We start from the raw sequence: 20,412 nt of genomic DNA on the forward strand, positions 1-20,412 counted from the left end.
GGACAGCTCGTATGAGATCAAACAGACGTTCCACCGGTTAGAGAATCTGTTCGATCCGGACTGCCGGGCTCGCCACGAGGTAGCCACCGACGAGACGACAATCGAAACCGACGGTACCGAGCATTACGTCTAAGTGGCAGTCGGGTGTGAGGGACCCGAAATACTTGCCGTCGAGGCCTCTCTCGGCCGGCAAAGTCTTGCTTCGCTGCCAATTTGAAGGACGTGCTTGACTAATGCCGCGGTTTCGCACTGGTGGGGGACGACCGCGATCCCTGTTACGATCGGCTGTCCACGCTCTCAGATTGCAAGTACGAACATGAAACGGAGGGAAATCACTCGCTCATCGAAGCCTAGTTCGGTATCCTCAACTATCGAACTATACACCTCTACCATCGATTTTTCTTCCGTAGCACCACCAGCTTAACCCAATCGTGGTTGATAGCCTTTACCGCTCTGACAATGCCACACTCAAACCTTGACATCCTTGGAAACACTATGCCTTGTTTTGCCGCTGATTAACGGCAGCTTCAGAGGCTCTCACAGCAAGATTCCGTCAGGCTCACCAGGATTTGGACGCCGTCTGGCGATATGGTATCGCTCAGACGGCTGGCGCGGATGTGTCGAGACCTTGCCAAACAGCACGTTGACGATCCGGACGTACCCGCCGCGCCCGAGGGCGCGGACGGGTACGCCGAGTGGGCACAGATCGCGTTGATTCTGTTCCGTATCGAACTCGAGAAGAGCCTTCGCGAGACTGAGGATTACCTTGACGAGATGCCCGGCGTCCTCGCCGAGTTTGACCTCGATGAGGCACCGCACTACAGTTCGCTCTGCCGGTGGGAACAAGAGTATCGGATGCGCGAACTCCGCCGCCTGCTCCGCGCTTCGGCGGAGCAGGCAGGCTGGAGCGGAGAAGCGGCCATTGACGCGAGTGGCTTCCAGCGCGATCAAACCAGTCACCACTATCGCGACCGCGCGAACTACTCGTTCCAGTCGATGAAGACAACGATCTTGATCGACGTGCACTCGCTGGCGATCAAGGACGTTCATTACACGACGAAGAAGGCCTGGGACGGTCATATTGGGATGCAGGTCTTCCGCCGGAACGCGGAAGACCTGTGCGTGATGTCTGCTGACGCGAACTACTCGTGGAGCGACCTCCGTGAGGAGTGTCGCTCCGAATCAACGCGACCGTTGATCAAGCACAGAGAACAGACACCGTTACAGAAGGCCCACAACGCCCGGATGAACGAGGACTACAACCAGCGCTGGATGAGTGAAACAGGCTTCTCGCAGTTGAAAGAGGACGACGGCGAGAAGTTACGCTCCCGGAGTTGGCACGGCCAATTCCGGGAGCTCACACGGAAGTGTATCGTGCATAACCTCACGCAGGCGGCGAGTTAGGGCTCGCCGCCTGCTCTCTTTCTCCGGGCGTATCCGGGAGAGACATCGCCGCCGTCACCGAACCAAGAGACCAAGATACCATAGTTCTGACTCTTCAGCACGCATCAGTAGCGACCGCTACTACATCTTCTGATCCCGAAATCCCGTCTCTAACGCCGTGAACGTATGAATGACCGGCCTTACCTCGACGCAGTCATGCGATTCAACAAGGCAAAACACTAGGAAAATCAAGCTTGAACACTCCATCACACGGGAAGCCTTGATCGAATCGAACCGATTGACTCGGAGCCGGGGGTTACTGGGGTGAGATGAGCCCGCGCTTTACGGCACGGTAGGCGCCTCGGTAGGCCTCCCAGTCCTGGTTGACCTCGAACTCCCACTCGTCGGTCTTTCCCCACGAGCCGTTGATTTGCTCGTACATGTCGATCCCAGGGAGATAGAAATTCCAGACCCAACTGAACGTCTCGGCGAACTGTAGGTTCTCTTCATCGGACTGGGCAGTACTCCACTCTTGGTAGCGATTGTAGAGATTAATCTCCTGAGTAGACCCCGAAAGATCTTCTTGGCCGACCTCTTCTGGAATCTCGACGACGAGCTCCTTCCCGTTGTACGGCGACCGCTCCTCGCCGTTCTCGATCGCGTCAACGATGACAGCTTGTTCGCCCAGGTCGTTGCCGGCCTTGTGGGTCGGCCGGAAGAACGAAGACGGGTGTGCGGCCAGCGACCCGTGGCTAAATATTGACAGGTCAAAGTCGATGCTGTCCTCGGTCCGGTCATTGTATGCGGCACCCTCGAGGGAACTCAGGTTCACTTCGAACCCAAACTGCGAGAGTTGGTCGGTGATCGTCCGAGCAGGGTTCGACTCCCGCTGGGGGATCACGAACTCCAGGGAAACCTGCTCCCCGTCGGGCCCGAGCCAGGCGTCGCCATCCTGTTCATAGCCCTCCTCCTGAAGCAGTTCCGCCGCGCCACTCTCATCGCCTTGGACGGGATACTCGATAAAGTCGCTCACGTAATCGCCGAGCCACTCGTTGGTCACATTTTCGGTGAGACCGGTCTGGAGCGTCCGGGGCGTCGTTTCGCTCGATTCGTTCCCGGAGATGTTCTCGAGGCTGAGGGCGTGGATGACTGCGCGTCGGAAGTTCAGGTTCCGGGTGTGTTTCGATCCAGGGCCCTGCATCTGGAACTCGAGCTTTCGCATGAACGTGTCCTGGTACTCGGCTATCGTCTCGGCGTTGTCCGGAGTGCTATCTCCAAGCCAGTTTGCCAGCGTCGAATAGCCGAAGTCGTACTCGCCGCCCATGATATTCTGGGCGACGGCCTCGTCGGCCGCAAGCTCATAGTCGAGCCGGTCGATGTTGATCTGGTCGGAGTAGGGATGACCGTCGTGGAGTTCGCAGTAGATCCCCTGTTCATTGTAGTCGACGATTCGGAACGGACCGTTGCCGAGGCCGTCCTCCATGACGGTCTGGATGTTGAGCGGCATCTCCTCTGCCATGCGCTCCTGGATCTCCGTGCGCTCTTCGCCACTCGAGGCATCTTGGAGTTCCTCGGCCCACGGTTGGAAGCTGTCTCGGTGGGTCCGCATCATCTCACCGAGGTAGCCGCCGAGGGCATACTCGAGCAGTTGCGGGTTCTGCTGGTTCTTGTACTCGCGAACGAGCGTCTGGCCGTCGTTTTCGAGTGTGAGCTGTGCGATGTCGCTCGACTCGGGATTGAGGAGACGAGCAGTCTCCTCGTACCAGTACTTGTCGGCGGCGTTTACCTGGTCGCCGTTCCACCAGGTAAACTCATCGTTGAAGTGAACCGTCACTTCTTGGCTGTCGCCATCGTAGTCCCAGTCCTCGATCATCTCGAGGCTGACGGAACCATCGGCGTAGTATCGGATGACCGGCTCGAGGAGGAGCCACGTGGGCGTCCAGGGATAGCTGGGCGCCCACGTGTTAAAGTTCATTTCGCCGGGAATCGACTGCATGAACGTGGTGATGGTGGTATCGTCACCCGACCCGCCGTTGCCGTTCCCGCTATCGTTTCCGTTCCCGTTGCCGTTTCCATTCCCGTTGCCGTTTCCATTACTGTTCCCGCTATCGTTTCCGTCCCCGTTGCCGTTTCCGTTACCGTCGTTGCCGTTGCCGTTCCCACCGTCGCCGCCGAGACAGCCGGCGAACCCGGAACCGACCGCGGCCGCGCTCGCCGCCAACATCCGCCGCCGGGAGAGGAACTCCGCTGCGGAGTCGATGCTATCATACTTGTCAGGATTTGGCATACCATACGCGTATAACAAGTACGGTTACAAATAACTACCGATCACTAGGAGAGACTGTCAATTCCCTGGGACACGACCAGGGATGACGACCGTGACGACGTTAGCTTCGATGAATCGCCTTGAGAAGCAGGTAGAACGTCCCGCCCGCGAGGATCGTCGAGATGCCAAACACGCCGAACATCCCCGCAAGGACGCCGTCGTTGCGCGTGATCGTGAGGCCGCTCTCGAAGATCGCCGCGACGAGCAACAGGACGACGCCGATGGCGACGGTCGAGAGCAACAGTGACCCTCGAAGAACCTTGAGTTTCCGATAGAGGAATCTCCGCTGCGGGCTCACGTTCTCGTCGGTTGCTGATGCCATGGCGCCTCTGGGAGGCCTCTCGCGGGACTGCCACATAAACGTTGCCACTGGCTCCCTCGAGATCCCATCGAACCCGGACCAGTGGACGTGAGCGCGGCCGAAACCCTCCGCCAACCTCTCACTAAGTGGGCGGCTGCTCGTCGTCGCCGCCGACCGTCTTGGCGTGGCGCGCCCGGATTCGAGGGTTGAACACGCGGTCCATCCCCTGGGAGAACAGGATGAAGCCAAAGGAGATGATCACGATCGCGCTCATCGGCCAGAGGATCTGGTAGAAGTTGCCCAGATCGACCAGCGCGAACGCCTCGCTGTAGGCGGTATCCATCATGATCCCCCAGTTGGCCGTCGTAAACGGCAACACGCCCAGGAAGTACAGCGCGACGGACTCGAAGATGACCTTCCGGCCGGCCTGGGCCGCGTTGATGAGGACGTAGGGCATGAGCTGTGGGATGACGTCCCGGGAGAGGATCGTCCGCGAGGGAAGCCCCATCGTGCGCGAGGCCTCGACGTAGGACTCCTGGCGGAGCGTCAGCACCTGCGAGCGCAACGCCCGTGCCAGCCCCGGCCAGGCGTCGATCGCGAGGATGACCCCGACCAGCCACGCCTGGCGGGGCGGGTAGATCGCCGCGATGACGATGACCAGCGGGAGCCCGGGCATCGTCATCACGATGTCCGTCAGCGACATGAGAACCGAGTCGGTCCGCCCGCCCTTGTAGCCCGCCGTGACGCCGATGAGCGTCGCAAAGCCGACGGAGACGATCGCGCCCGCGACGACCATCTCGAGCATGTCCGGCGTCGCGTGGACGAGCTGTCGGCCGATCGGCGAGCCGTAGTTGTCGGCCCCGAGGGGGAACTCGATGGACAGCCACGGCAGCGAGACGCCCCCCAGCGAGACCTGCGCGAGGTCGATCCAGCCGCCCTCCTCGGTGATCGCGCCGAACCCGCCCACGAACGGCGGGTGGTTCGTCGGCGCCTGGTTCGTCGCGGGCGCCTCGATCACCCGCGGCCCGATCGTTCCGGCGAGGACGAAAAGCGAGATGATGAGGATACCGAGCCGGGTCCGCCAGTCGTTCCACGCGACCCGCCCCGGCGCGAGCACGTAGGCGTCGAGGATCCGGGCGAGACGTTCGCGCCCCGAGAGCTCGACGCTGTCGGAGTCGGCGAGCTGGCCGAACAGCTGGTCGTCGCTGAGTTGCACGCCGCCGTCCGTCGAGGACTCGTCAGTAGGACTCATTCTCGCCTCCCGACCCCGCACGGGGGTCGACGATGCCGTAGGTGAACTCCGCGAGCAGGATCCCGACGAGCGTGACGATGGTGAAAAACAGGAACGACCCCATCAACAGCGGGTAGTCGCGCATGTTGATCGCGTCGAACGTGTACCATCCCACGCCGGGGTAGGTGAAGATGTACTCGAGGACGACGCTGCTCGAGAAGACGGCGGCGATGCCGATCATCATCTGGGTGTAGAGGGGAAGGATCGCGTTGCGGGCGACGTAGCGGGTCGCGATCCGGACCGAGCCGATCCCCCGCAGGCGGGCGACCCGGAGGTAGTCGGCTCCGAGGATCCGCACGGAGTTGCCCCGCATCGCGAGTGCGCCGCCGCCGAAGCCGACGATGAAACTCGACATGATCGGTAAGGCGCCGTGGTGGACGATACTCGCCATGAATGCGGGATTCAGACCCGCCTCGATGCTCGTGTCGTATCGACCACCGCTGGGGAACCAGCCCAGGTCGTGTGCGAAGAAGGCCAGAAAAAGGAGCGCGCCGACGTAGTAGGGAATCGAATTCAGGAAGGTCGCGACGACAGTCATCGTGCCGTCGAATCGAGATCCCTCCTTGTAGGCCATCGCCGCACCCAGCAGGATGTTCGTCGAGTAGCCCAGCGCGAGCCCGTAGACACTGATGAATACCGACCACGGCATCGCCCGGAACAGGATGTCGAACACCGGATCGCCGTACTGGATCGACTGCCCGAAGTCCTGGTAGAGGACGATGTCCCGGACGTACTCGAAGTACTGCATGTAGATCGGCTGGCTCGGGTCGAACCCCGTGTGGACCTGTACCATCTGGTCGAGGATCTCCGGGTCCGCCGCCTGCCCGGAGCCCTCGAGTTGGGCCTCGAACTGTGCTCGCATCGCCTGGGCCGGGTTCCCCGGCATCAGCCGGAAGAGGACGAACGTGATCGTCGTCACGCTGATGAGGGTCACGAACGCGTGTCCGATCTTCCGCCAGTAGTAGTCGAACCCGGCGAGGAATCCAAAGGCGGCGGCGACTCCCTTCCTCGCTCTTCCGAGGTACTCGCTCATTGATGATACTGGATGGCGTCTCGCCCATCATATAGTTTACCCCGCTACCGTCGACACTGCGAGAGCACGAAGCCGCTCAGGGCCGCGAGCCCGCTCAATCCCACGAGGTTCATCACCGTGACGACGTACGTCGCCGAGCCGGGCTCGACGGAGAGAAACCAGACGACCGACAGCGCGAGGAAGCCGACCGAGAACGTAAACAGCAGGCGCCACCCCTGCTCGTGATCACAGAGGTGGTCGACGTAGCTCTTGTCGTACTTGCCGGCCATACGGGAGGGGCGGCCCCGACCGGCAAAAACCTTTAGGAGGTGTTCTCGAGAGTGCTCTCCTCTACGATCGGGTCGCTCTCCCAGTAGGCGTGGTCGTCGTCCTCCCGGAAGCAGGCCGCCAGCGACGCCTCGCCCTCGCTGCCCATCAGCTCCGGCTCGCGCTCGCGACAGACCTCCCGGGCCTCGGGACACCGGGTGTGGAACGGACAGCCGCTGGGGGGATCGGTCGGGTCGGGGATGTCGATCTCGCGGATCGGCGGCTCGGTCTCTCGGGCCTCGCGGGCCGCGTCGGGATCGAGCGGCGGCGTCGCCCACCGCAGGACCTTCGTGTAGGGGTGTTTGGGGTCGTGGATGATCTCCTCGGCGGGGCCGATCTCGACCAAGTTCCCGAGATACATGATCCCGATCCGGCCGCCGGACTTCTCGGCCAGGTAACGGGCGTTCGCGAAGTCGTGCGAGATGAACAGGTAGGAGGTGTCGAACAGCTCCTGGAGGCTGAGCATGAGCTCCATCATCTCGACGCGCAGGGAGACGTCCAGCGCCGAGACCGCCTCGTCGGCGAGGATGAGGTCGGGGCTCATCAGCAGGGCCCGCAGGAGGACGACCCGCTGTTTCTCGCCGCCCGAGAGCTGATGGGGAAAGCGAAGCGCGTAGTCCTCGGCGGGTTTCATCCCGACCCGCTCCAGGAGGTTGTGGACCACCGTCTCGCGGTCGCTGGAGTTCAGGTCCGGCCGCCAGCGCTTCAGCGGGGCCGCGAGGCTCGTTCTGACTGTGCGGGTCGGGTTGAGCGAGCTCCCGGGGTCCTGGTGGACGATCTGGAGGGCCCGCCGGATCCGGTCGTGGTCGATCTCGCCCTCGCCGCGCTTTGCCTCCCAGACGTCGTGGCCCCGGTAGCGGACCGTCCCCACGGTGGGCTCCTGGAGCCCGATCGCGGTCTTTCCGAGGGTCGTCTTCCCACAGCCCGACTCGCCGACCAGCGCGACCACTTCGTTCTCGGCGATCTCGAGGTCGACTCCGTCGACCGCCCGGACCGTCGCGTCCTGGTCGAACAACCGATCGATGAACCCCGACTGGTCGAAGTGGACCTCGAGATCCTCGAGGGAGATCACGGTCTCCTCGTCGCCGTGGGCCGCCCGCGAGGGCTCGTCGGGCACCACGGGGTCGACGCCGAGTTCGTAGTCGACGGCCTCCGAGGAGCGTTCCCAGTGGAAGCAGGCGGCCCCTCGACCCTCGCCGACGTCGTGGTAATCGGGGTCTTCGGCGACGCACTGCTCGTCGGCCAGCGGGCACCGGGGGTGGTACGAACAGCCCGCGGGCGTGTCCACAGGGTCGGGACTCTCGCCCTCGATGGGGTTCATGTCCTCCAAGGCGGCGTCGACGCTCGGGACCGACTTCAACAGCGCCCGCGTGTAGGGGTGGGCGGCGTCCCGGATGACCGCCTCGCTGGGGCCGTACTCGACGAACTCGAAGGCGTACATCACCGCCAGCCGGTCGGCCAGGCCCGCGACCAGCGGCAGGTCGTGGGTGATGAAGACGATCGTCAGATCGTACTCCGCCTGGAGGGTGTCGAGCAGGTTCATGATCGAGCGCTGCATCAGGAGGTCCAGGGCGGCGGTGGGCTCGTCCATCACGAGCACCTCGGGGTCGAGCACGAGCGAGAGGGCGATTAGCGCACGCTGTTTCATCCCCCCGGAGAGCTCGTGGGGGTAGGAGCCGAGCACCCGATCGGGGTCGAGATAGAGGTCCGCGAGGAGGTCGCGGGCGTGGGCCATCCGCTCGTCCATCGGCTTCCCGTGGGCCTGGATCGTCTCCTCGAAGTGCTCGTCGATCTTCATCGTCGGGTTGAACGAGCTCATCGCGCCCTGGAACACCATCGCGACCTCCTCCCACCGGAACGACTCGAGCTGGTCTTCGGACAGCGAGAGGACGTCGACGGGCCCGGCGTCGGGGTCGTCGTAGATCACTTCTCCGCCGGCGCGCCCGGGATCGACGACCGCGTTGAGCAACGCGGAGGCGAACATCGACTTGCCCGACCCCGACTCGCCGACGATCCCGAGCATCTCGTCGCGGTGGACGTCGAAGCTCACCCCGTCCAGGACCCGCGACTCTCCCCGGTCCATGTCGAAGATGACGTCGAGGTCGCGCACCTCAAGGATCGACTCAGGATCGCCGTCTTGGAACTCCTGGTTTGATAAACTCTGTGTCATTTGAGTAGCGTCGTTCGGGTGTGTGTTCGGATATTGCATACATAAACCTTGCCGCGGGCCAACATACGTCGTTAACTTAGGCAGACGTTCCAAGTCCATGCGAACTGCTTCAGCCAGTCATTCGTCGTCGAAACGTTATTTCCGACGAACAAGGCGTAGAACGTGCCGATTCGACGTTTCAGTTCGTGGATTCAGTGTTCGACACGGTTTCTCACGCTGTGACGGCGGACAATATGCGTGATATCGAGGAGAGTGAAGACGGATGACTTGTTCGAGAAACTGCTCTGTTACAATGTATCGGGATGAGCGACTCCAGTGAAGATGTGCCGGTTAGGGTGGACTAATGACATCGAATAGTGGAAGTTCACGTTCCACAAGTACAGCAACGGTCAGTAGGAGCCGCCGATCCCCTTTGACCGCCCAGGGATCAGTACATTCGAAGTGTGCCTTGACTACATCGTACAGGTTTACCTTCGGTAGCGACGCTCTATATGAGGATAGCTACTGGATTCAAATTAACTGGCTGGTCCACTAGGCACAGCGTTTTGATGGATAAAACGAATAGAGCGAACAAACCACCTTCAGATTACAACCGTATGATTGTAATCTCTATTGGGAGTTCAGTAACTCATAAGTTGATATATACATGGAAAATAGCTCGGTCGATCCAGGTAAATATTCACTCATTGAGGAAGAAGACCCTTCTCACACGGACCAGAGCAGTCGGTACGACGGGTTGAACAGGGAAAGACGGTCGTCCACTAACCTATCACTTTCACCAGTCCCGGTGACTCGCGATCGATAGAATGTTGTTTGGAAATGTAAAACGAAATGTGGACAGGGAGTAGTACCACGTCGCTCAAAAAGGAGTTCCGAGGATCACGCGGCCGTCCCTACTCGGCCCGGCTTAATTCTGTTTGCCATGGTAAAACAGATGTATTGAGATCCCAACATCCAATACTAATCCGACGGGTCCAGACGAACGAATAGATGTGCCGTGCAAAATCATCGGGAAGTGAGCGGATGATCACCGTCGGAATCTTCGGGCCCGACACGAGCCACGGCGAGAAGTTCGCCGCGGCGATCAATGACCAGGCCGACACGTCCGTTGCCGACGTCGATATTCCCGGATGCTTGAGGACGAAAAACTGCTCGAGGTGGTCCGCGAGTGCGACCACGAGGACTGGCGCGAATGCTATCACGGCGAGCACGCCGCCAGTAGCTACGATCCCGATAACTGCACCCAGTACCTGATCGACGGTGGGATGAGGAACGTTTGGAACCCTGTTACCAACTGCGAACTTCTGTTCGACGTCGAGGCCGATCCGGCGAGGAAAAGGACCTAACGTCTTCAAATGCCTATGCCGAAGACCTGGAGCGCGGACGTGCAGCGATGGTTGAGGTCCTGTCGATACGCCCCGAGACGTTCGTCGAGGACGGCGAACCCTCACGACCACCGGCTCGAAAGGGCTGGGCGATCCGGACGGCTGTGCCACGAACAGCTAACGCCCGCCCGACGGCAATTCGAACTCCGCGCGCGAAATGCTCCTCTCGCGTTCGAGCAAAAGTACTTTATCCCGGCTCAGTTCTCGTGAGATATGGTACGCACCGCGATTCAGTTGTTCACACTCAGGGATGTCGGCGACTCTCTTCCCGACATCGTCAGTCGGGTCGGTGACACCGCGTTCGACGGCGTCGAGTTCTACGATGCCCACTTCGACGATCTCGCGGACCCTGAGACTGCCGACCGAACGCGCGAGGCGCTTTCGGAGGACGGCCTCGCCGTCGCGGGCGCACACGTTGGGATCGACCGACTCGAATCATCGTTCGACGAGGTCGTCTCGACCTGGGAGATGGTCGGCTGTTCGACACTCGTCATCCCCTCCTACGACAGCGAGGCGTTTACCACCGTCGATGGGATCGAGGAGGCCGCCGGCCGCATCGCGGGTCTCGCCGCCGACCTCGCCGAACGCGACGTCGAACTCCTCTATCATAACCACACCTTCGAGTTCGTCGAGGTAAAGGGCTCCGTTGCCTTCGAGTTGCCTTGTTTTGCCGCCGATTGACGGAAGCTTCAGACGCTCTTACGGGAAGATTCCGTCAGGCTAACCAGGATTTGGACGCCGTCTGGCGATATGGCATCGCTCAGACGGCTGGCGCGGATGTGTCGAGACCTTGCCAAACAGCATGTTGATGATCCGGACGTACCCGCCGCGCCGGATGGCGCGGACGGGTACGCCGAGTGGGCACAGATCGCGTTGATTCTGTTCCGCGTCAAACTGGAGAAGAGCCTCCGTGAGACCGAGGACTATCTTGATGAAATGCCCGGTATCCTTGCTGTATTTGATCTCGATGCGCCACCCCACTACAGCTCGCTCTGTCGCTGGGAACAGGAATACCGAATGCGCGAACTCCGCCGCCTGCTCCGCGCTTCGGCGGAGCAGGCGGGCTGGAGCGGAGAAGCGGCTATTGACGCGAGTGGCTTCCAGCGCGATCAAACGAGTTACCACTACCGCGATCGCGCGAACTACTCGTTCCAGTCGATGAAGACAACGATCTTGATCGACGTGCACTCGCTCGCGATCAAAGACGTCCATTTTACGACACAGAAGGCGTGGGACGGCCATATCGGAATGGAGGTCTTCCGCCGGAACGCGGAAGACCTGCGTGTGATGTCTGCTGACGCGAACTACTCGTGGAGCGACCTCCGTGAGGAGTGTCGCTCTGAATCAACGCGACCGTTGATCAAACACAGAGAACAGACACCGTTACAGAAGGCTCACAACGCCCGGATGAACGAGGACTACAACCAGCGCTGGATGAGTGAAACAGGCTTCTCGCAACTGAAGGAAGACGACGGCGAGAAGTTACGCTCCCGGAGTTGGCACGGCCAATTCCGGGAGCTGACTCGAAAGTGCATCATGCATAACCTGACGCAGGCGGCGAGTTAGGGCTCGCCGCCTGCTCTCTTTCTCCGGACGTATCCGGGAGAGACATCGCCGTCGTCATCGAAAAGCCAGCGCTAGATACCATAGTTCTGACGCTTCAGCAAACGGTGGTAGAGGTGGCTACTGCATCTTCTGCCTCCGAAAGCTCGTCTCTGAGGCCGTGACGCTGCAGGCTGTTAGCCCCACCCCGCCGCTGTCTTGCGTTCAACAAGGCACTTCGAGTGGTTCGTCGAGTTTGTCAACGGCCGGTTCGGGTTCGAGCCCGACGTCGGCCTCGCGGCTCACGCGGGGTACGACCCCCTGGACTTGCTCGCCGTCGTCAGCGAGGATGCGCCGGTCGTCCACCTGACCGATACGGTGCCGGGAGACGACGACGGTCTGCACGCCGACGTCGGTGAGGGCGTCGTGGACGTCGAGACGTGTGCGAAAGCGGCCGTGAGAAACGGTGCCGAGTGGCTCGTCTGCGAGAACGGACGAGCCGACGACGGCCTCGCGTCGCTGACCCACGGCAGCGAGGCGTTCGCTGACCTTCGCGACGGGATCTGACTGGCAGAATCCGACCGTCGAGAGCCGATCACCTCCTGATATTGTAATTCGTCTCAATCTCTTCGGCCTGGACATCGCGGCCCTCACTTCGGAGGTACTCTGCGTAGTCATCGAGTGACTCCCTAGCGTGTAGCGGGCCGCCCTCGCGGAGGGTCTCCCACATCGGATCGACGATGCCGTCTGGCGTTTCGGGATTGCCGCCGTTCTCACCGCGAGCGACCTCAAGCATGCGGTCGTCATGCCATTGCTGGAGGATCGAGAGGCCGTGAGCAGTCACCTCCGAACGATCGCTCGAGTGGTCCGTCGTCTGGTGGGGATCCTCGGCGACGTCGAACAGCATCACGTCGTCGAACGCTGGTTTTCCGCCGTCGTGATAGGTGCGGATAAGCAGCCAGTCGTCCCACCGCGCGGCGCGCTGGCAGGCCCACGCTCCCTGGCTAACCACTAGTGACTTTCGACCGGCAGCCTCGCCGTCGGACACCGAGGGCGCGAACGACCGCCCGTCCCAGCCGGCAGGAGACTCCGCCCCGGCGAGGTCGGTTACGGTCGGTGCGAGGTCGATTTGGTAGTGGAGGTCGTCGTCGACGCCTGGTTCGACCTGAGGACCCGAGACGATCAGCGGGACCCGACAGGTCGCCTGATCGGCGGCCTGGTGATCGCCGTAGACGTTGAATTCGCCGAGGGCCTCGCCGTGGTCAGCCGAGACGATTATCAGCGTCTCCTCGAACACGCCCTGCTCGCGCAGTAGGTCACAGATCTTCCCGACGTGGTCGTCCATGAAGCGGATGCCCGTGTCGTAGCCGTCGACCCACTGTTTGAAGTCTTCGCGATCCGCAATTTCTTCGGGCATCCGTTCTAAGTTCCACGATCCACTCCAGTCGATGCTCGCGCTCTCGGGATTAAACGCGCTGTGAGGACCGTAGCTCTGGTAGTGGGCCTCAATGGTCTCTTGGTCGGGCCATTCCGGGGCAGGGTCATCCTCGAAGGGGTTGCCATATTCGAGGGGTGTGTTGTACTCGGTGTGGGGATCCCAGAAGTTGACGTGGAGGAACCAGTCGTCGTCGTCGGCGTTGTCCGCGAGCCACTCCTCGGCATAGGGATAGATCTCCCTGGCGTGGGCGTGGCTGTCCCGTGGGTCGTGGAACTCGGCGATACCCTCGAGGACCTGCCAGGTGTCGTGGCGGGAGGCAAACGGGCTCACAGAGACCGTATGGATGCCGTGTTCGACGAGAACGCTCATCCATGATTGGAACTTTCCAGGGTACCTGAACCCGCGTCCGTGGCCGTAGCGGCGAGGATCAGCGTTGATTCCGCCGTGGTTGATGACGCCCGTGTGGATGCCAAACCGGCTGAGAAACAGCGCGGTCCGGGAGGGACCACATGGTGCGTCGGAGGCGTAGTAGTTCGTGAATCGGCGGCCGTCGGCAGCCAGCGCGTCGATGTTCGGTGAGGTGTCTCGGTGGTAGTCGTAGCAGCCGAGGTGGTCCGGCCGCAGGGAGTCGATGTCGATATACAGGATTCGCATGCTTCGACTCGGCTGCTCGTGGCGCGAGGTATAGATCTGGCGTTCGTAGCAGCCCCTCGGAGTCGTCGGATCCAAGCGGAGATCGATACTTGGGATAATCTGCCGTCGGGAACCCGTCAAAAGGTTGACCTTCACGGGATCGCCTTTCCTGTGTTTTCGCATCGATCAACTTGCTATTGAAGTGGTCGATTGCTCACCTGACTCCGAGATATCCGTTTAATAGCGAGTCTACTACTGGGTTACCGACTAGAATTATAATTTATTTGATTAGGATAGTAGAAATACAATTCGGATCAGTAATCACAACCCATGTCTGAGCTAGCCATCCACGGCGGATCCGAAGCCGCCGCCAACTTGACCGTTCCCAAGTGGCGGCGGCCGACCGACGCCAGCTGGCAGGATGTTGAGGACTCCCTCGAAACCGGGCGCGGATGTCGGACTACAACCGACGGCAACGGATTCTGTGACCGCTTCGAGACCGCGTTCGCCGCTTACCACGACGCTGAGCACGCCATCGCGGTCGCCAACGAGACAGTCACGATCGAACTCGCGCTCCGGGCGGTCGGCGTCGAGCCCGGCGACGAGGTGATCGTCCTCTCCTACTTGTTCATTGCGAGTGCGAGCGTCGTTCCCGCAGTGGGAACGATCGCCCGCTTCGTCGATATGGATCCGAAGACGTACAATATCGACCTTGACCACCTGAAGGAGGTCATTACCGACCAGACCGCGGGGTCATTGGGGCCCACTTCGCCAAGTATCCGATAGACATAGACCGGCTTCTTCCGATCGTCGAGGACACAGACCTATTGATCGAGGACGCAGCCCACGCCCAGGACGCAGCGTGGCGCGGCGAGAAGGTCGACACTTTCGGAGACTTCGATACCTTCCCTTTACAGGAAAACAAGTCCCTCCCAAGGGGCGAGAGTGGGATCGTCACCACCGACGACCCCGTCCTCGCGGACCAGACGCGCACGATGGCGAACATCAACCGGGCCGGAGCGAGACAGGCTACTACTCCTCCATCTCGTCTCGAACCGCCGGCTCGGAGAGATGAGTGTTGCGCTCACGCTCGACCAACTCGAAAAACTCGACGAGGAGAACCGTTGGCGCGAGCGAAACGAGGAACTGCTCGTCGATTGTGGGGATCCACACGAAACTACGGGACGACCGAATCACGACTCGAGGCTACTGCGTCGAGAATTTTCGGTACTATACAACCGCGTTCGACGGACTCTCTCGGGACCGCTTTCTTGAGGCGCTGCGGACCGAGGGTGTCCCTCCGTCAGCGAGGGCTACGAGATGCCCCTCCTATCGTCATCCGACCTTTTTCCGTAATGAGGCCGGTCGGCTTCTCCCACCGGGGCTATTGTGGAAGCAACGATCGACCAGTTCCAGTATCGCAATGAAATCCCCTTCACGGAGGAATTACGGGCTGTTTACTATATGTCAACCGCGTCTATCAAGGACAAAATTCATTCGATGAAAGTCGACAGGTCGGGGAACTTATTGTGCGTCCCACTAACGACCCGCACATGACCGACGTGCTTCTCGCGGGCGAATCGCACGTGAATGTCACCCTGGAGATCAAGGGGAAGAACGTGATGCGGGACGCCCAATACGGCGAGGCCGCCGATCGCTACATCGAGACCCTCGAGGGCCTGGGAGCCAACGTCACCTACCAGCCCTGTCACGTCGCCATCGAGGAATTCCCCCGCACTCTTGAGTCACTAGACACCTACGACCTCGTCGTCCTGAGTGACATCGGCGCCGACAGCCTCCAGCTTACTCCACAGGTCGCTACTGGGGAGACAGATGTCGACCGACCGGCGCTCTTAGCGGAGTGGGTTCGCAACGGCGGCGCGCTCGGCATGATCGGCGGCTACATGACCTTCGCCGGGAAGGGTGGACAGGCACGCTGGGGGAACACCGCTGTTGGCGAAGCGCTGCCAGTCACGATCGCCACGGGCGACGACCGGGTTGAGACACCTGCCGGCGCGCATCCGAAAAACGAGGCCATCGAGGAGCTGCCCGACGAGTTGCCCCACATCCTCGGCTACAACCGCTTTAAAGCCGATGACAATGCAACAGTGTGGGCGACGGTGAACGACGATCCATTCCTTGTCGTCGGCGACCACGGAGAAGGGTCAACGTTCGCCTACGCCACCGATTGTGCGCCCCACTGGGCCCCCGAGGCGTTCACCGAGTGGGAGTACATCGACACGCTCTGGAAAGCAGTCATCAGTCGCGTGACCTCGTAGTCACCCCCAAGGAAAGGTTGACGACAGTCGTGATGTCCTTATCGCCGGTTTCTAGCACGCGCTCGGCATGTGCTAAGTCGTGGACGCCAGTCATCAGCGTGTCGACGAACCATTCTGGAACGTCGGCCATCGTATCGATGGCAGCCTCAAAGTGTGGGACGCTAGAGTTTACACTACCAACCAATACCTTCTTTCCCACTACGATCTCACGGTGGAGCGCCACCCATTATCGCTTATGGGCCCAATTCGGCCAGCAGAAGTATCATCTCTACGTTGTGAATCATCCTAGAAGGGTGTTCGCGCCGCGAGAACCCGCGGTACTGTGCAGCAGTAGATGGAACGCCGAGAGCGTCTTTCAAGAAGTCAAGGAGGATTTCGGTATAGATTTGAGGGATTGAAATTCGGTGCAATAAGTCACAAAAATAATAAAAAGTAGATTGGTACACGAAACTTACATTCTACCTCAAGAATCATCATGTTTAGTTTTTCGAATTCTATCAGGCTGTAAAAACTTGAAACCCCGTTTTAGAAGTCGTCAGATCGACGTGACTGGAATTATCAATAAACTTGGAGGTATGATAATTCCCCTTCTAAATGATATAATCAACAGAGCTTATCTTCCGTGGTGGACGGTTTGAAATCAGAGACCTGTTCGGTGCAATGCCGCTGCGAGGTGATGGGCATGATTGACGTGCATCCGTCTTTAGTTAGCCCTCACACCTCGGTTGCGTAGCGGTAGCGAGCGTCTCTTGAAGGATCGGTCGTTGCTGGTGAATCTAACTCATCACTGGCGGGAACCAGCCGAGCGACGCTGAGGACGCGATCAGAGCCGTTCAGACGCGACTGAGCGATCTCGGACTTCTCGACTAACACATGCATCCTGTCGGGTCACGCCAGTGAATGCTCGAGTGCGTTCACTCGTGAAGGGTAGGCTCGACGTGTTCGATGACTTCTCCGAACGCAAGGTTCTCCTGGACGTTTCTGATTTCGATCGTGACCCGATCACCGATCTCGGTCTCGGGGACGATGATCACGTACCCCCGCTCAACGCGGGCAATACCGTCCCCCTGTTTCCCGATATCTTCGATATCAACGGTTCGTCGATCGCCCTCGGCGATTGGCGGTCCCTGATCAGCCCGTTTTGCTGACTGCTCCGCGGTCTCTCGTGGTGATGACTCGCCGGATTCGAGCAGGGCGACTCGATATACGTTGCCCGCTTCGACATCACCGACTGTGAGTTCATGAGCAGGGACCTCAATTCGATATGAATCGTCTCGGCTGTCGACCTCCGCACTGAACAGACAGAGTAAGTTCTCAGAAATCTCCATGTGAATGCTCTGTACCAGCAGAGTGTGCAACGACGCTCTTGAGTCTACTGGTCACACGACTGATCGAATAACTGCCCGAGAGCTGGTCCTCCCGTGGGTGGAAATGGAGGGAGTGGATCGGGAAACGCACGACATTAGAACTCGACGTATTGATCTTCCCACTCACGCCGTTCGTGGAGTTGGTCTTCTCCAGCCTCGGTGATCGCGTAGTAGTTCGTCCGTCGGTCGAGTTCACCCTTCTCAACGAGATCCTTGTTGACGACCGTGTCGAGGTTTGGATACAGCCGCCCGTGATTGATCTCGCTCTCGTAGTCGGTCTCTAACTCCTCTTTGATAGCCTGGCCCGAGGGACGATCGAACCCGGAGATAACGTACAACAGATCCCGTTGAAAGCCTGTGAGATCGTTCATTGGTCAACCACAGTAGCAGTCCAATAGAGGAACTGTTTGTTATTCTGATCATACAGTACTGCTCGGAAGCGAAGAATCAGTTCCCCGGCCCATTAGAGCGTCAGTCATTCACGATTATCAAAATGGGAACAACAGTTCTGCAAAACGGGAGCAGACAGAGTGTACCGTTCCCTGGAGTTGTTCGTTACCCCGGGAGGGGTGAAGTGAAACCAATCATGGGCGACGACGCCGATCGACCTCCGAGCCGAGAGGAGAACAGCCGGTCAGGACTGACACCAACACAACGGCTTGGGACAGCGAATCCACGCCTCTTGGACGCGTGCATCGTCACGATCCACGATATGGAGACGCTCCAGGAGTGTGTCGCCTACGAGAACCAGCACGAGCAGCGCGTTCCAATCCTCGAGATGCTCGCCCGGCGTGCCGAAGAACTGCGCGAAGAAGGCGAATCGTGAGTGATCCCACAGCTCGTCTCGGCTATCCCAGCGAGGCGACTGGGTTCCGTCGCCTTGTGCAACAGCGGGCGGGCACCGGCAACGATGTTGCACAAGGCCCCAGCAACCAGCGCCACCCGATGGTGTTGTTCACTCCCTCAAGAGGGGTAGAGGGTTTCACAGATGGCAAATCGACCAGAGATCACGATTCAGCACCAAGCCGCGTTCACCGACGATGGTGAGCTCGAACTAACCGGAGAAAGCCTCGAGACCTCCCTCGTGGATTTCGGCGCCGACGTCAGCCATCGCGACCAAGAGACGCGTCTCGGTCGCCCCACTGCCAGCCAGTTCGGTATCGACGACCGAGTCGAAGTACGCCAGTCAGAGGCCGACGACACTGATCAGTCATCACTGTTCGCGGATACGGCCGATGATCAACAGACGCTCACAGGCGAGGACGCCAGCGCACAGTTCCTCTTCGATGACTGACCACCAATCTCCACGGGCGAACGCGAAAGCACGCGTTCTCGCGCTGGCCGCAGAGACCCCGGATCCGCCGACTGTTGGCGAGTATGCCCATGGTGATCCGTGTCCTCGTTGCGAGGCAGCAGTGTTGGCGGGACGGGTCGACGACACCGGAGAGCAGTTTCTCGAGTGCGAACGGTGTCTGTACCGTCCCACAGGAGCTGAAACAGCAAGGGAGACTGACAGCGAGGGCTGGGAATCTGGTCGTCACCATCGAGCGCTTCAGTAGTTAGCGAAGACCGCCCCTGATAGTGTTTAGCAGAAGTCCTCATACTCCCATCAGACAACCTCCCCGCCAACTGTTAGAAGCATTATGGAAGATAGAGAGTGTAGTCAGCAAACAGCTACCGACTATACTCGGAGATCAAGGGAATGGATCAACCCGTCCGTGTGTGCCATCGTTTCGCTTGTGAAGCATAATTGGGTTACCGTCCGGATCGGCAACCATCGCCATGTGACACACGCCAGTTTCGACGGGATCCATCAGGACAGTTGTTCCCTCATCTCGGAGTTCTTCGGTGGCAGCTTCGACATCATCGACTGCCATTGCAATACTAGTGCCGCCTTCTCCCGGAGAGACAGGCATCTGAGGGTTTGCTTCACCAAGCGCGAGCGTGGTTGGCGGAAGCGCAAACTCCGCAAACCCTCCTTCTTCATTAAGCATTTCAAGCTCTAATCCAAGGGTGTCTCGGTAGAACGGTACTGACTCAGAGAGGTCAGTAACGGTGTTGATGACGAAATCAGTGGCTTTGGCGTTCATGGAATATTGGACTCCGGTATTGACAATGGAGGCCACAATTAAATGCGGTAGCCTATCGGAGCGAAAGTGAAACTGTGAGTTATATTAGACGAGTGCGCATCGGACGGGGAACTGGCATCGATTCAGTCACCCGAGAAAACACTATTTGCGACTCGATGTGCAAGATATGCGCCCTGTATCTTGCACGCTGATTTTAACAGACAACCGATTTGTGATATTGGATAGTACGAAGACTTCAGCTAATCCCTATGAGCGTATGGGTAAAACGTGTCTTAACTCTCAGTGACGTAGTCGTGGACGTTGTCGAGGGCGCTTTCGTCCTCGGAGAGCAAGGCGACGACCAGACAGTCCGCATACATCTCGAAAATACTGGACCAGCGTAGCGATCCGATCCGAATTGATCGCCTCCAGGGAATCGAGCAGCATGAACGGCACCTGCTCGTAGACGTCGTGGACGGGGTAGCCCGCGAGCGCGAACACGAGTTCCGTCAGTTTGCGTTCACTCTCCGAGAGGTGTCGATCCGGTCCCCGTAGCTCGTTCCGTCCGCAGTCGAGCCGATGACGTGGAGGTCGAACACCGTCCGCTGGACCTTCCGCCGACCCTCCTTGACGGTCCCCTCGCGGCGTTCGATCCGGATCCGGTCGATGTTCGCGTAGTCGAGAATCGAGAGGATCGAGGCCATGTGTTCGTTGAAGGCCTCGACCGCATCGTCCTCGATCCAGTCGACCCGCGTCCGGAGGTTCGCGAGTCCTCGCTTCGAATCGTCTCTTCGGACTCATTGTGGAGATTTACCAACGCCCGGAGGAGCGCTTGCTGTTTCGTTGTCGGATCAATTAATGAGATGGGGTCTCCTTAGGACGAGGTCAG

Annotated in this window: 20 protein-coding genes and 2 pseudogenes; 9 read left to right on the top strand and 13 right to left on the bottom strand. The window is 59.8% G+C overall.

The features are described from left to right. Positions 1 to 588 precede the first annotated feature (588 nt). A complete protein-coding gene (locus LCF40_RS14615; protein ID WP_224828977.1) occupies positions 589 to 1,404 on the top strand; it encodes an IS5 family transposase in 816 nt (271 codons plus the stop codon). 295 nt (positions 1,405 to 1,699) lie between these two features. Here LCF40_RS14615 and LCF40_RS14620 read toward each other — a convergent pair whose 3' ends face one another. The 6 genes from LCF40_RS14620 to LCF40_RS14645 form a co-directional block, all read right to left on the bottom strand. Next, positions 1,700 to 3,670, bottom strand: a complete 1,971-nt coding sequence (locus LCF40_RS14620) for an ABC transporter substrate-binding protein (protein WP_224828978.1) — start codon at positions 3,668 to 3,670, stop codon at positions 1,700 to 1,702. 100 nt (positions 3,671 to 3,770) lie between these two features. After that, positions 3,771 to 4,031, bottom strand: coding sequence for a hypothetical protein (locus LCF40_RS14625; RefSeq protein WP_224828979.1), 261 nt, complete (start codon positions 4,029 to 4,031; stop codon positions 3,771 to 3,773). Positions 4,032 to 4,152: 121 nt separating this feature from the next. Next, complete coding sequence (locus LCF40_RS14630) at positions 4,153 to 5,262, bottom strand: ABC transporter permease (RefSeq protein ID WP_224828980.1); 1,110 nt, start codon at positions 5,260 to 5,262, stop codon at positions 4,153 to 4,155. Next, a complete protein-coding gene (locus LCF40_RS14635) occupies positions 5,249 to 6,334 on the bottom strand; it encodes an ABC transporter permease (protein WP_224828981.1) in 1,086 nt (361 codons plus the stop codon). The genes LCF40_RS14630 and LCF40_RS14635 overlap by 14 nt, the downstream gene beginning before the upstream one ends. Positions 6,335 to 6,378: 44 nt before the next feature. Next, positions 6,379 to 6,603, bottom strand: coding sequence for a hypothetical protein (locus tag LCF40_RS14640; protein ID WP_224828982.1), 225 nt, complete (start codon positions 6,601 to 6,603; stop codon positions 6,379 to 6,381). A 32-nt stretch (positions 6,604 to 6,635) separates the two neighbouring features. Next, positions 6,636 to 8,810, bottom strand: coding sequence for an ABC transporter ATP-binding protein (locus LCF40_RS14645; protein WP_224828983.1), 2,175 nt, complete (start codon positions 8,808 to 8,810; stop codon positions 6,636 to 6,638). Positions 8,811 to 9,940: 1,130 nt separating this feature from the next. On the opposite strand from LCF40_RS14645, the gene LCF40_RS14650 reads away from it, so the two are divergent. The 4 genes from LCF40_RS14650 (at position 9,941) to LCF40_RS14665 (ending at position 12,304) form a co-directional block, all read left to right on the top strand. Further along, positions 9,941 to 10,156, top strand: coding sequence for a hypothetical protein (locus LCF40_RS14650; protein WP_224828984.1), 216 nt, complete (start codon positions 9,941 to 9,943; stop codon positions 10,154 to 10,156). A gap of 252 nt (positions 10,157 to 10,408) precedes the next feature. After that, a complete protein-coding gene (locus LCF40_RS14655; RefSeq protein WP_224828985.1) occupies positions 10,409 to 10,876 on the top strand; it encodes a sugar phosphate isomerase/epimerase family protein in 468 nt (155 codons plus the stop codon). 69 nt (positions 10,877 to 10,945) lie between these two features. Then, on the top strand, positions 10,946 to 11,761 hold the full coding sequence (locus LCF40_RS14660; RefSeq protein WP_224828986.1) for an IS5 family transposase: 816 nt from the start codon (positions 10,946 to 10,948) through the stop codon (positions 11,759 to 11,761). Between the two features lie 195 nt (positions 11,762 to 11,956). After that, on the top strand, positions 11,957 to 12,304 hold the full coding sequence (locus tag LCF40_RS14665; RefSeq protein ID WP_224828987.1) for a sugar phosphate isomerase/epimerase: 348 nt from the start codon (positions 11,957 to 11,959) through the stop codon (positions 12,302 to 12,304). 28 nt (positions 12,305 to 12,332) lie between these two features. Here LCF40_RS14665 and LCF40_RS14670 read toward each other — a convergent pair whose 3' ends face one another. After that, on the bottom strand, positions 12,333 to 13,829 hold the full coding sequence (locus LCF40_RS14670) for a sulfatase (RefSeq protein WP_224828988.1): 1,497 nt from the start codon (positions 13,827 to 13,829) through the stop codon (positions 12,333 to 12,335). Between the two features lie 309 nt (positions 13,830 to 14,138). Here LCF40_RS14670 and LCF40_RS14675 point away from each other — a divergent pair. Then, positions 14,139 to 14,764: pseudogene (locus LCF40_RS14675) on the top strand (DegT/DnrJ/EryC1/StrS family aminotransferase); the annotation flags it as partial. A 76-nt stretch (positions 14,765 to 14,840) separates the two neighbouring features. Here LCF40_RS14675 and LCF40_RS14680 read toward each other — a convergent pair. Then, the gene (locus LCF40_RS14680) at positions 14,841 to 14,981 is read right to left on the bottom strand and encodes a hypothetical protein (RefSeq protein ID WP_224829001.1); all 141 of its coding nucleotides are present in this window, start codon (positions 14,979 to 14,981) and stop codon (positions 14,841 to 14,843) included. A gap of 380 nt (positions 14,982 to 15,361) precedes the next feature. On the opposite strand from LCF40_RS14680, the gene LCF40_RS14685 reads away from it, so the two are divergent. Further along, a complete protein-coding gene (locus tag LCF40_RS14685) occupies positions 15,362 to 16,087 on the top strand; it encodes a glutamine amidotransferase (RefSeq protein ID WP_224828989.1) in 726 nt (241 codons plus the stop codon). On the opposite strand, the gene LCF40_RS14690 is transcribed toward LCF40_RS14685, so the two are convergent. The 3 genes from LCF40_RS14690 to LCF40_RS14705 form a co-directional block, all read right to left on the bottom strand. Further along, complete coding sequence (locus tag LCF40_RS14690; protein WP_224828990.1) at positions 16,068 to 16,310, bottom strand: MDR/zinc-dependent alcohol dehydrogenase-like family protein; 243 nt, start codon at positions 16,308 to 16,310, stop codon at positions 16,068 to 16,070. The genes LCF40_RS14685 and LCF40_RS14690 overlap by 20 nt on opposite strands. Positions 16,311 to 17,001: 691 nt before the next feature. Continuing rightward, entirely contained in the window at positions 17,002 to 17,415 is a 414-nt protein-coding gene (locus tag LCF40_RS14700) for a TRAM domain-containing protein (protein ID WP_224828992.1), read from the bottom strand. Positions 17,416 to 17,549: 134 nt separating this feature from the next. After that, positions 17,550 to 17,825 (bottom strand): PadR family transcriptional regulator, encoded by a 276-nt coding sequence (locus LCF40_RS14705; protein WP_224828993.1) that lies wholly within the window; start codon positions 17,823 to 17,825, stop codon positions 17,550 to 17,552. Between the two features lie 215 nt (positions 17,826 to 18,040). Between LCF40_RS14705 and LCF40_RS14710 the strand changes: the two genes are divergently transcribed. Together LCF40_RS14710 and LCF40_RS14715 are read left to right on the top strand one after the other, a co-directional pair. Continuing rightward, positions 18,041 to 18,280 carry a DUF8129 domain-containing protein gene (locus tag LCF40_RS14710; RefSeq protein ID WP_224828994.1) on the top strand — a complete coding sequence of 80 codons (240 nt, stop codon included), beginning with the start codon at positions 18,041 to 18,043 and terminating at the stop codon, positions 18,278 to 18,280. A 162-nt stretch (positions 18,281 to 18,442) separates the two neighbouring features. Then, positions 18,443 to 18,748 (top strand): hypothetical protein, encoded by a 306-nt coding sequence (locus tag LCF40_RS14715; protein ID WP_224828995.1) that lies wholly within the window; start codon positions 18,443 to 18,445, stop codon positions 18,746 to 18,748. 400 nt (positions 18,749 to 19,148) lie between these two features. On the opposite strand, the gene LCF40_RS14720 is transcribed toward LCF40_RS14715, so the two are convergent. Both LCF40_RS14720 and LCF40_RS14725 read right to left on the bottom strand, forming a co-directional pair. Next, positions 19,149 to 19,544, bottom strand: a complete 396-nt coding sequence (locus LCF40_RS14720; RefSeq protein ID WP_224828996.1) for a VOC family protein — start codon at positions 19,542 to 19,544, stop codon at positions 19,149 to 19,151. A 272-nt stretch (positions 19,545 to 19,816) separates the two neighbouring features. Beyond that, positions 19,817 to 20,317 (bottom strand): annotated as a pseudogene (locus tag LCF40_RS14725) (archaea-specific SMC-related protein); the annotation flags it as partial. Positions 20,318 to 20,412: the final 95 nt, after the last annotated feature.

The sequence above is a fragment of the Saliphagus infecundisoli genome (assembly GCF_020177375.1).
GTDB lineage: Archaea > Halobacteriota > Halobacteria > Halobacteriales > Natrialbaceae > Saliphagus > Saliphagus infecundisoli.

Bases quoted from the DNA above. Each gene is read 5' to 3' on its own strand.
- LCF40_RS14615 (WP_224828977.1), top strand. From the start codon at position 589: ATGGTATCGCTCAGACGGCTGGCGCGGATGTGTCGAGACCTTGCCAAA.
- LCF40_RS14620 (WP_224828978.1), bottom strand. From the start codon at position 3,670: ATGCCAAATCCTGACAAGTATGATAGCATCGACTCCGCAGCGGAGTTC.
- LCF40_RS14625 (WP_224828979.1), bottom strand. From the start codon at position 4,031: ATGGCATCAGCAACCGACGAGAACGTGAGCCCGCAGCGGAGATTCCTC.
- LCF40_RS14630 (WP_224828980.1), bottom strand. From the start codon at position 5,262: ATGAGTCCTACTGACGAGTCCTCGACGGACGGCGGCGTGCAACTCAGC.
- LCF40_RS14635 (WP_224828981.1), bottom strand. From the start codon at position 6,334: ATGAGCGAGTACCTCGGAAGAGCGAGGAAGGGAGTCGCCGCCGCCTTT.
- LCF40_RS14640 (WP_224828982.1), bottom strand. From the start codon at position 6,603: ATGGCCGGCAAGTACGACAAGAGCTACGTCGACCACCTCTGTGATCAC.
- LCF40_RS14645 (WP_224828983.1), bottom strand. From the start codon at position 8,810: ATGACACAGAGTTTATCAAACCAGGAGTTCCAAGACGGCGATCCTGAG.
- LCF40_RS14650 (WP_224828984.1), top strand. From the start codon at position 9,941: ATGCTTGAGGACGAAAAACTGCTCGAGGTGGTCCGCGAGTGCGACCAC.
- LCF40_RS14655 (WP_224828985.1), top strand. From the start codon at position 10,409: ATGGTACGCACCGCGATTCAGTTGTTCACACTCAGGGATGTCGGCGAC.
- LCF40_RS14660 (WP_224828986.1), top strand. From the start codon at position 10,946: ATGGCATCGCTCAGACGGCTGGCGCGGATGTGTCGAGACCTTGCCAAA.
- LCF40_RS14670 (WP_224828988.1), bottom strand. From the start codon at position 13,829: ATGCGAATCCTGTATATCGACATCGACTCCCTGCGGCCGGACCACCTC.
- LCF40_RS14685 (WP_224828989.1), top strand. From the start codon at position 15,362: ATGACCGACGTGCTTCTCGCGGGCGAATCGCACGTGAATGTCACCCTG.
- LCF40_RS14700 (WP_224828992.1), bottom strand. From the start codon at position 17,415: ATGGAGATTTCTGAGAACTTACTCTGTCTGTTCAGTGCGGAGGTCGAC.
- LCF40_RS14705 (WP_224828993.1), bottom strand. From the start codon at position 17,825: ATGAACGATCTCACAGGCTTTCAACGGGATCTGTTGTACGTTATCTCC.
- LCF40_RS14710 (WP_224828994.1), top strand. From the start codon at position 18,041: ATGGGCGACGACGCCGATCGACCTCCGAGCCGAGAGGAGAACAGCCGG.
- LCF40_RS14715 (WP_224828995.1), top strand. From the start codon at position 18,443: ATGGCAAATCGACCAGAGATCACGATTCAGCACCAAGCCGCGTTCACC.
- LCF40_RS14720 (WP_224828996.1), bottom strand. From the start codon at position 19,544: ATGAACGCCAAAGCCACTGATTTCGTCATCAACACCGTTACTGACCTC.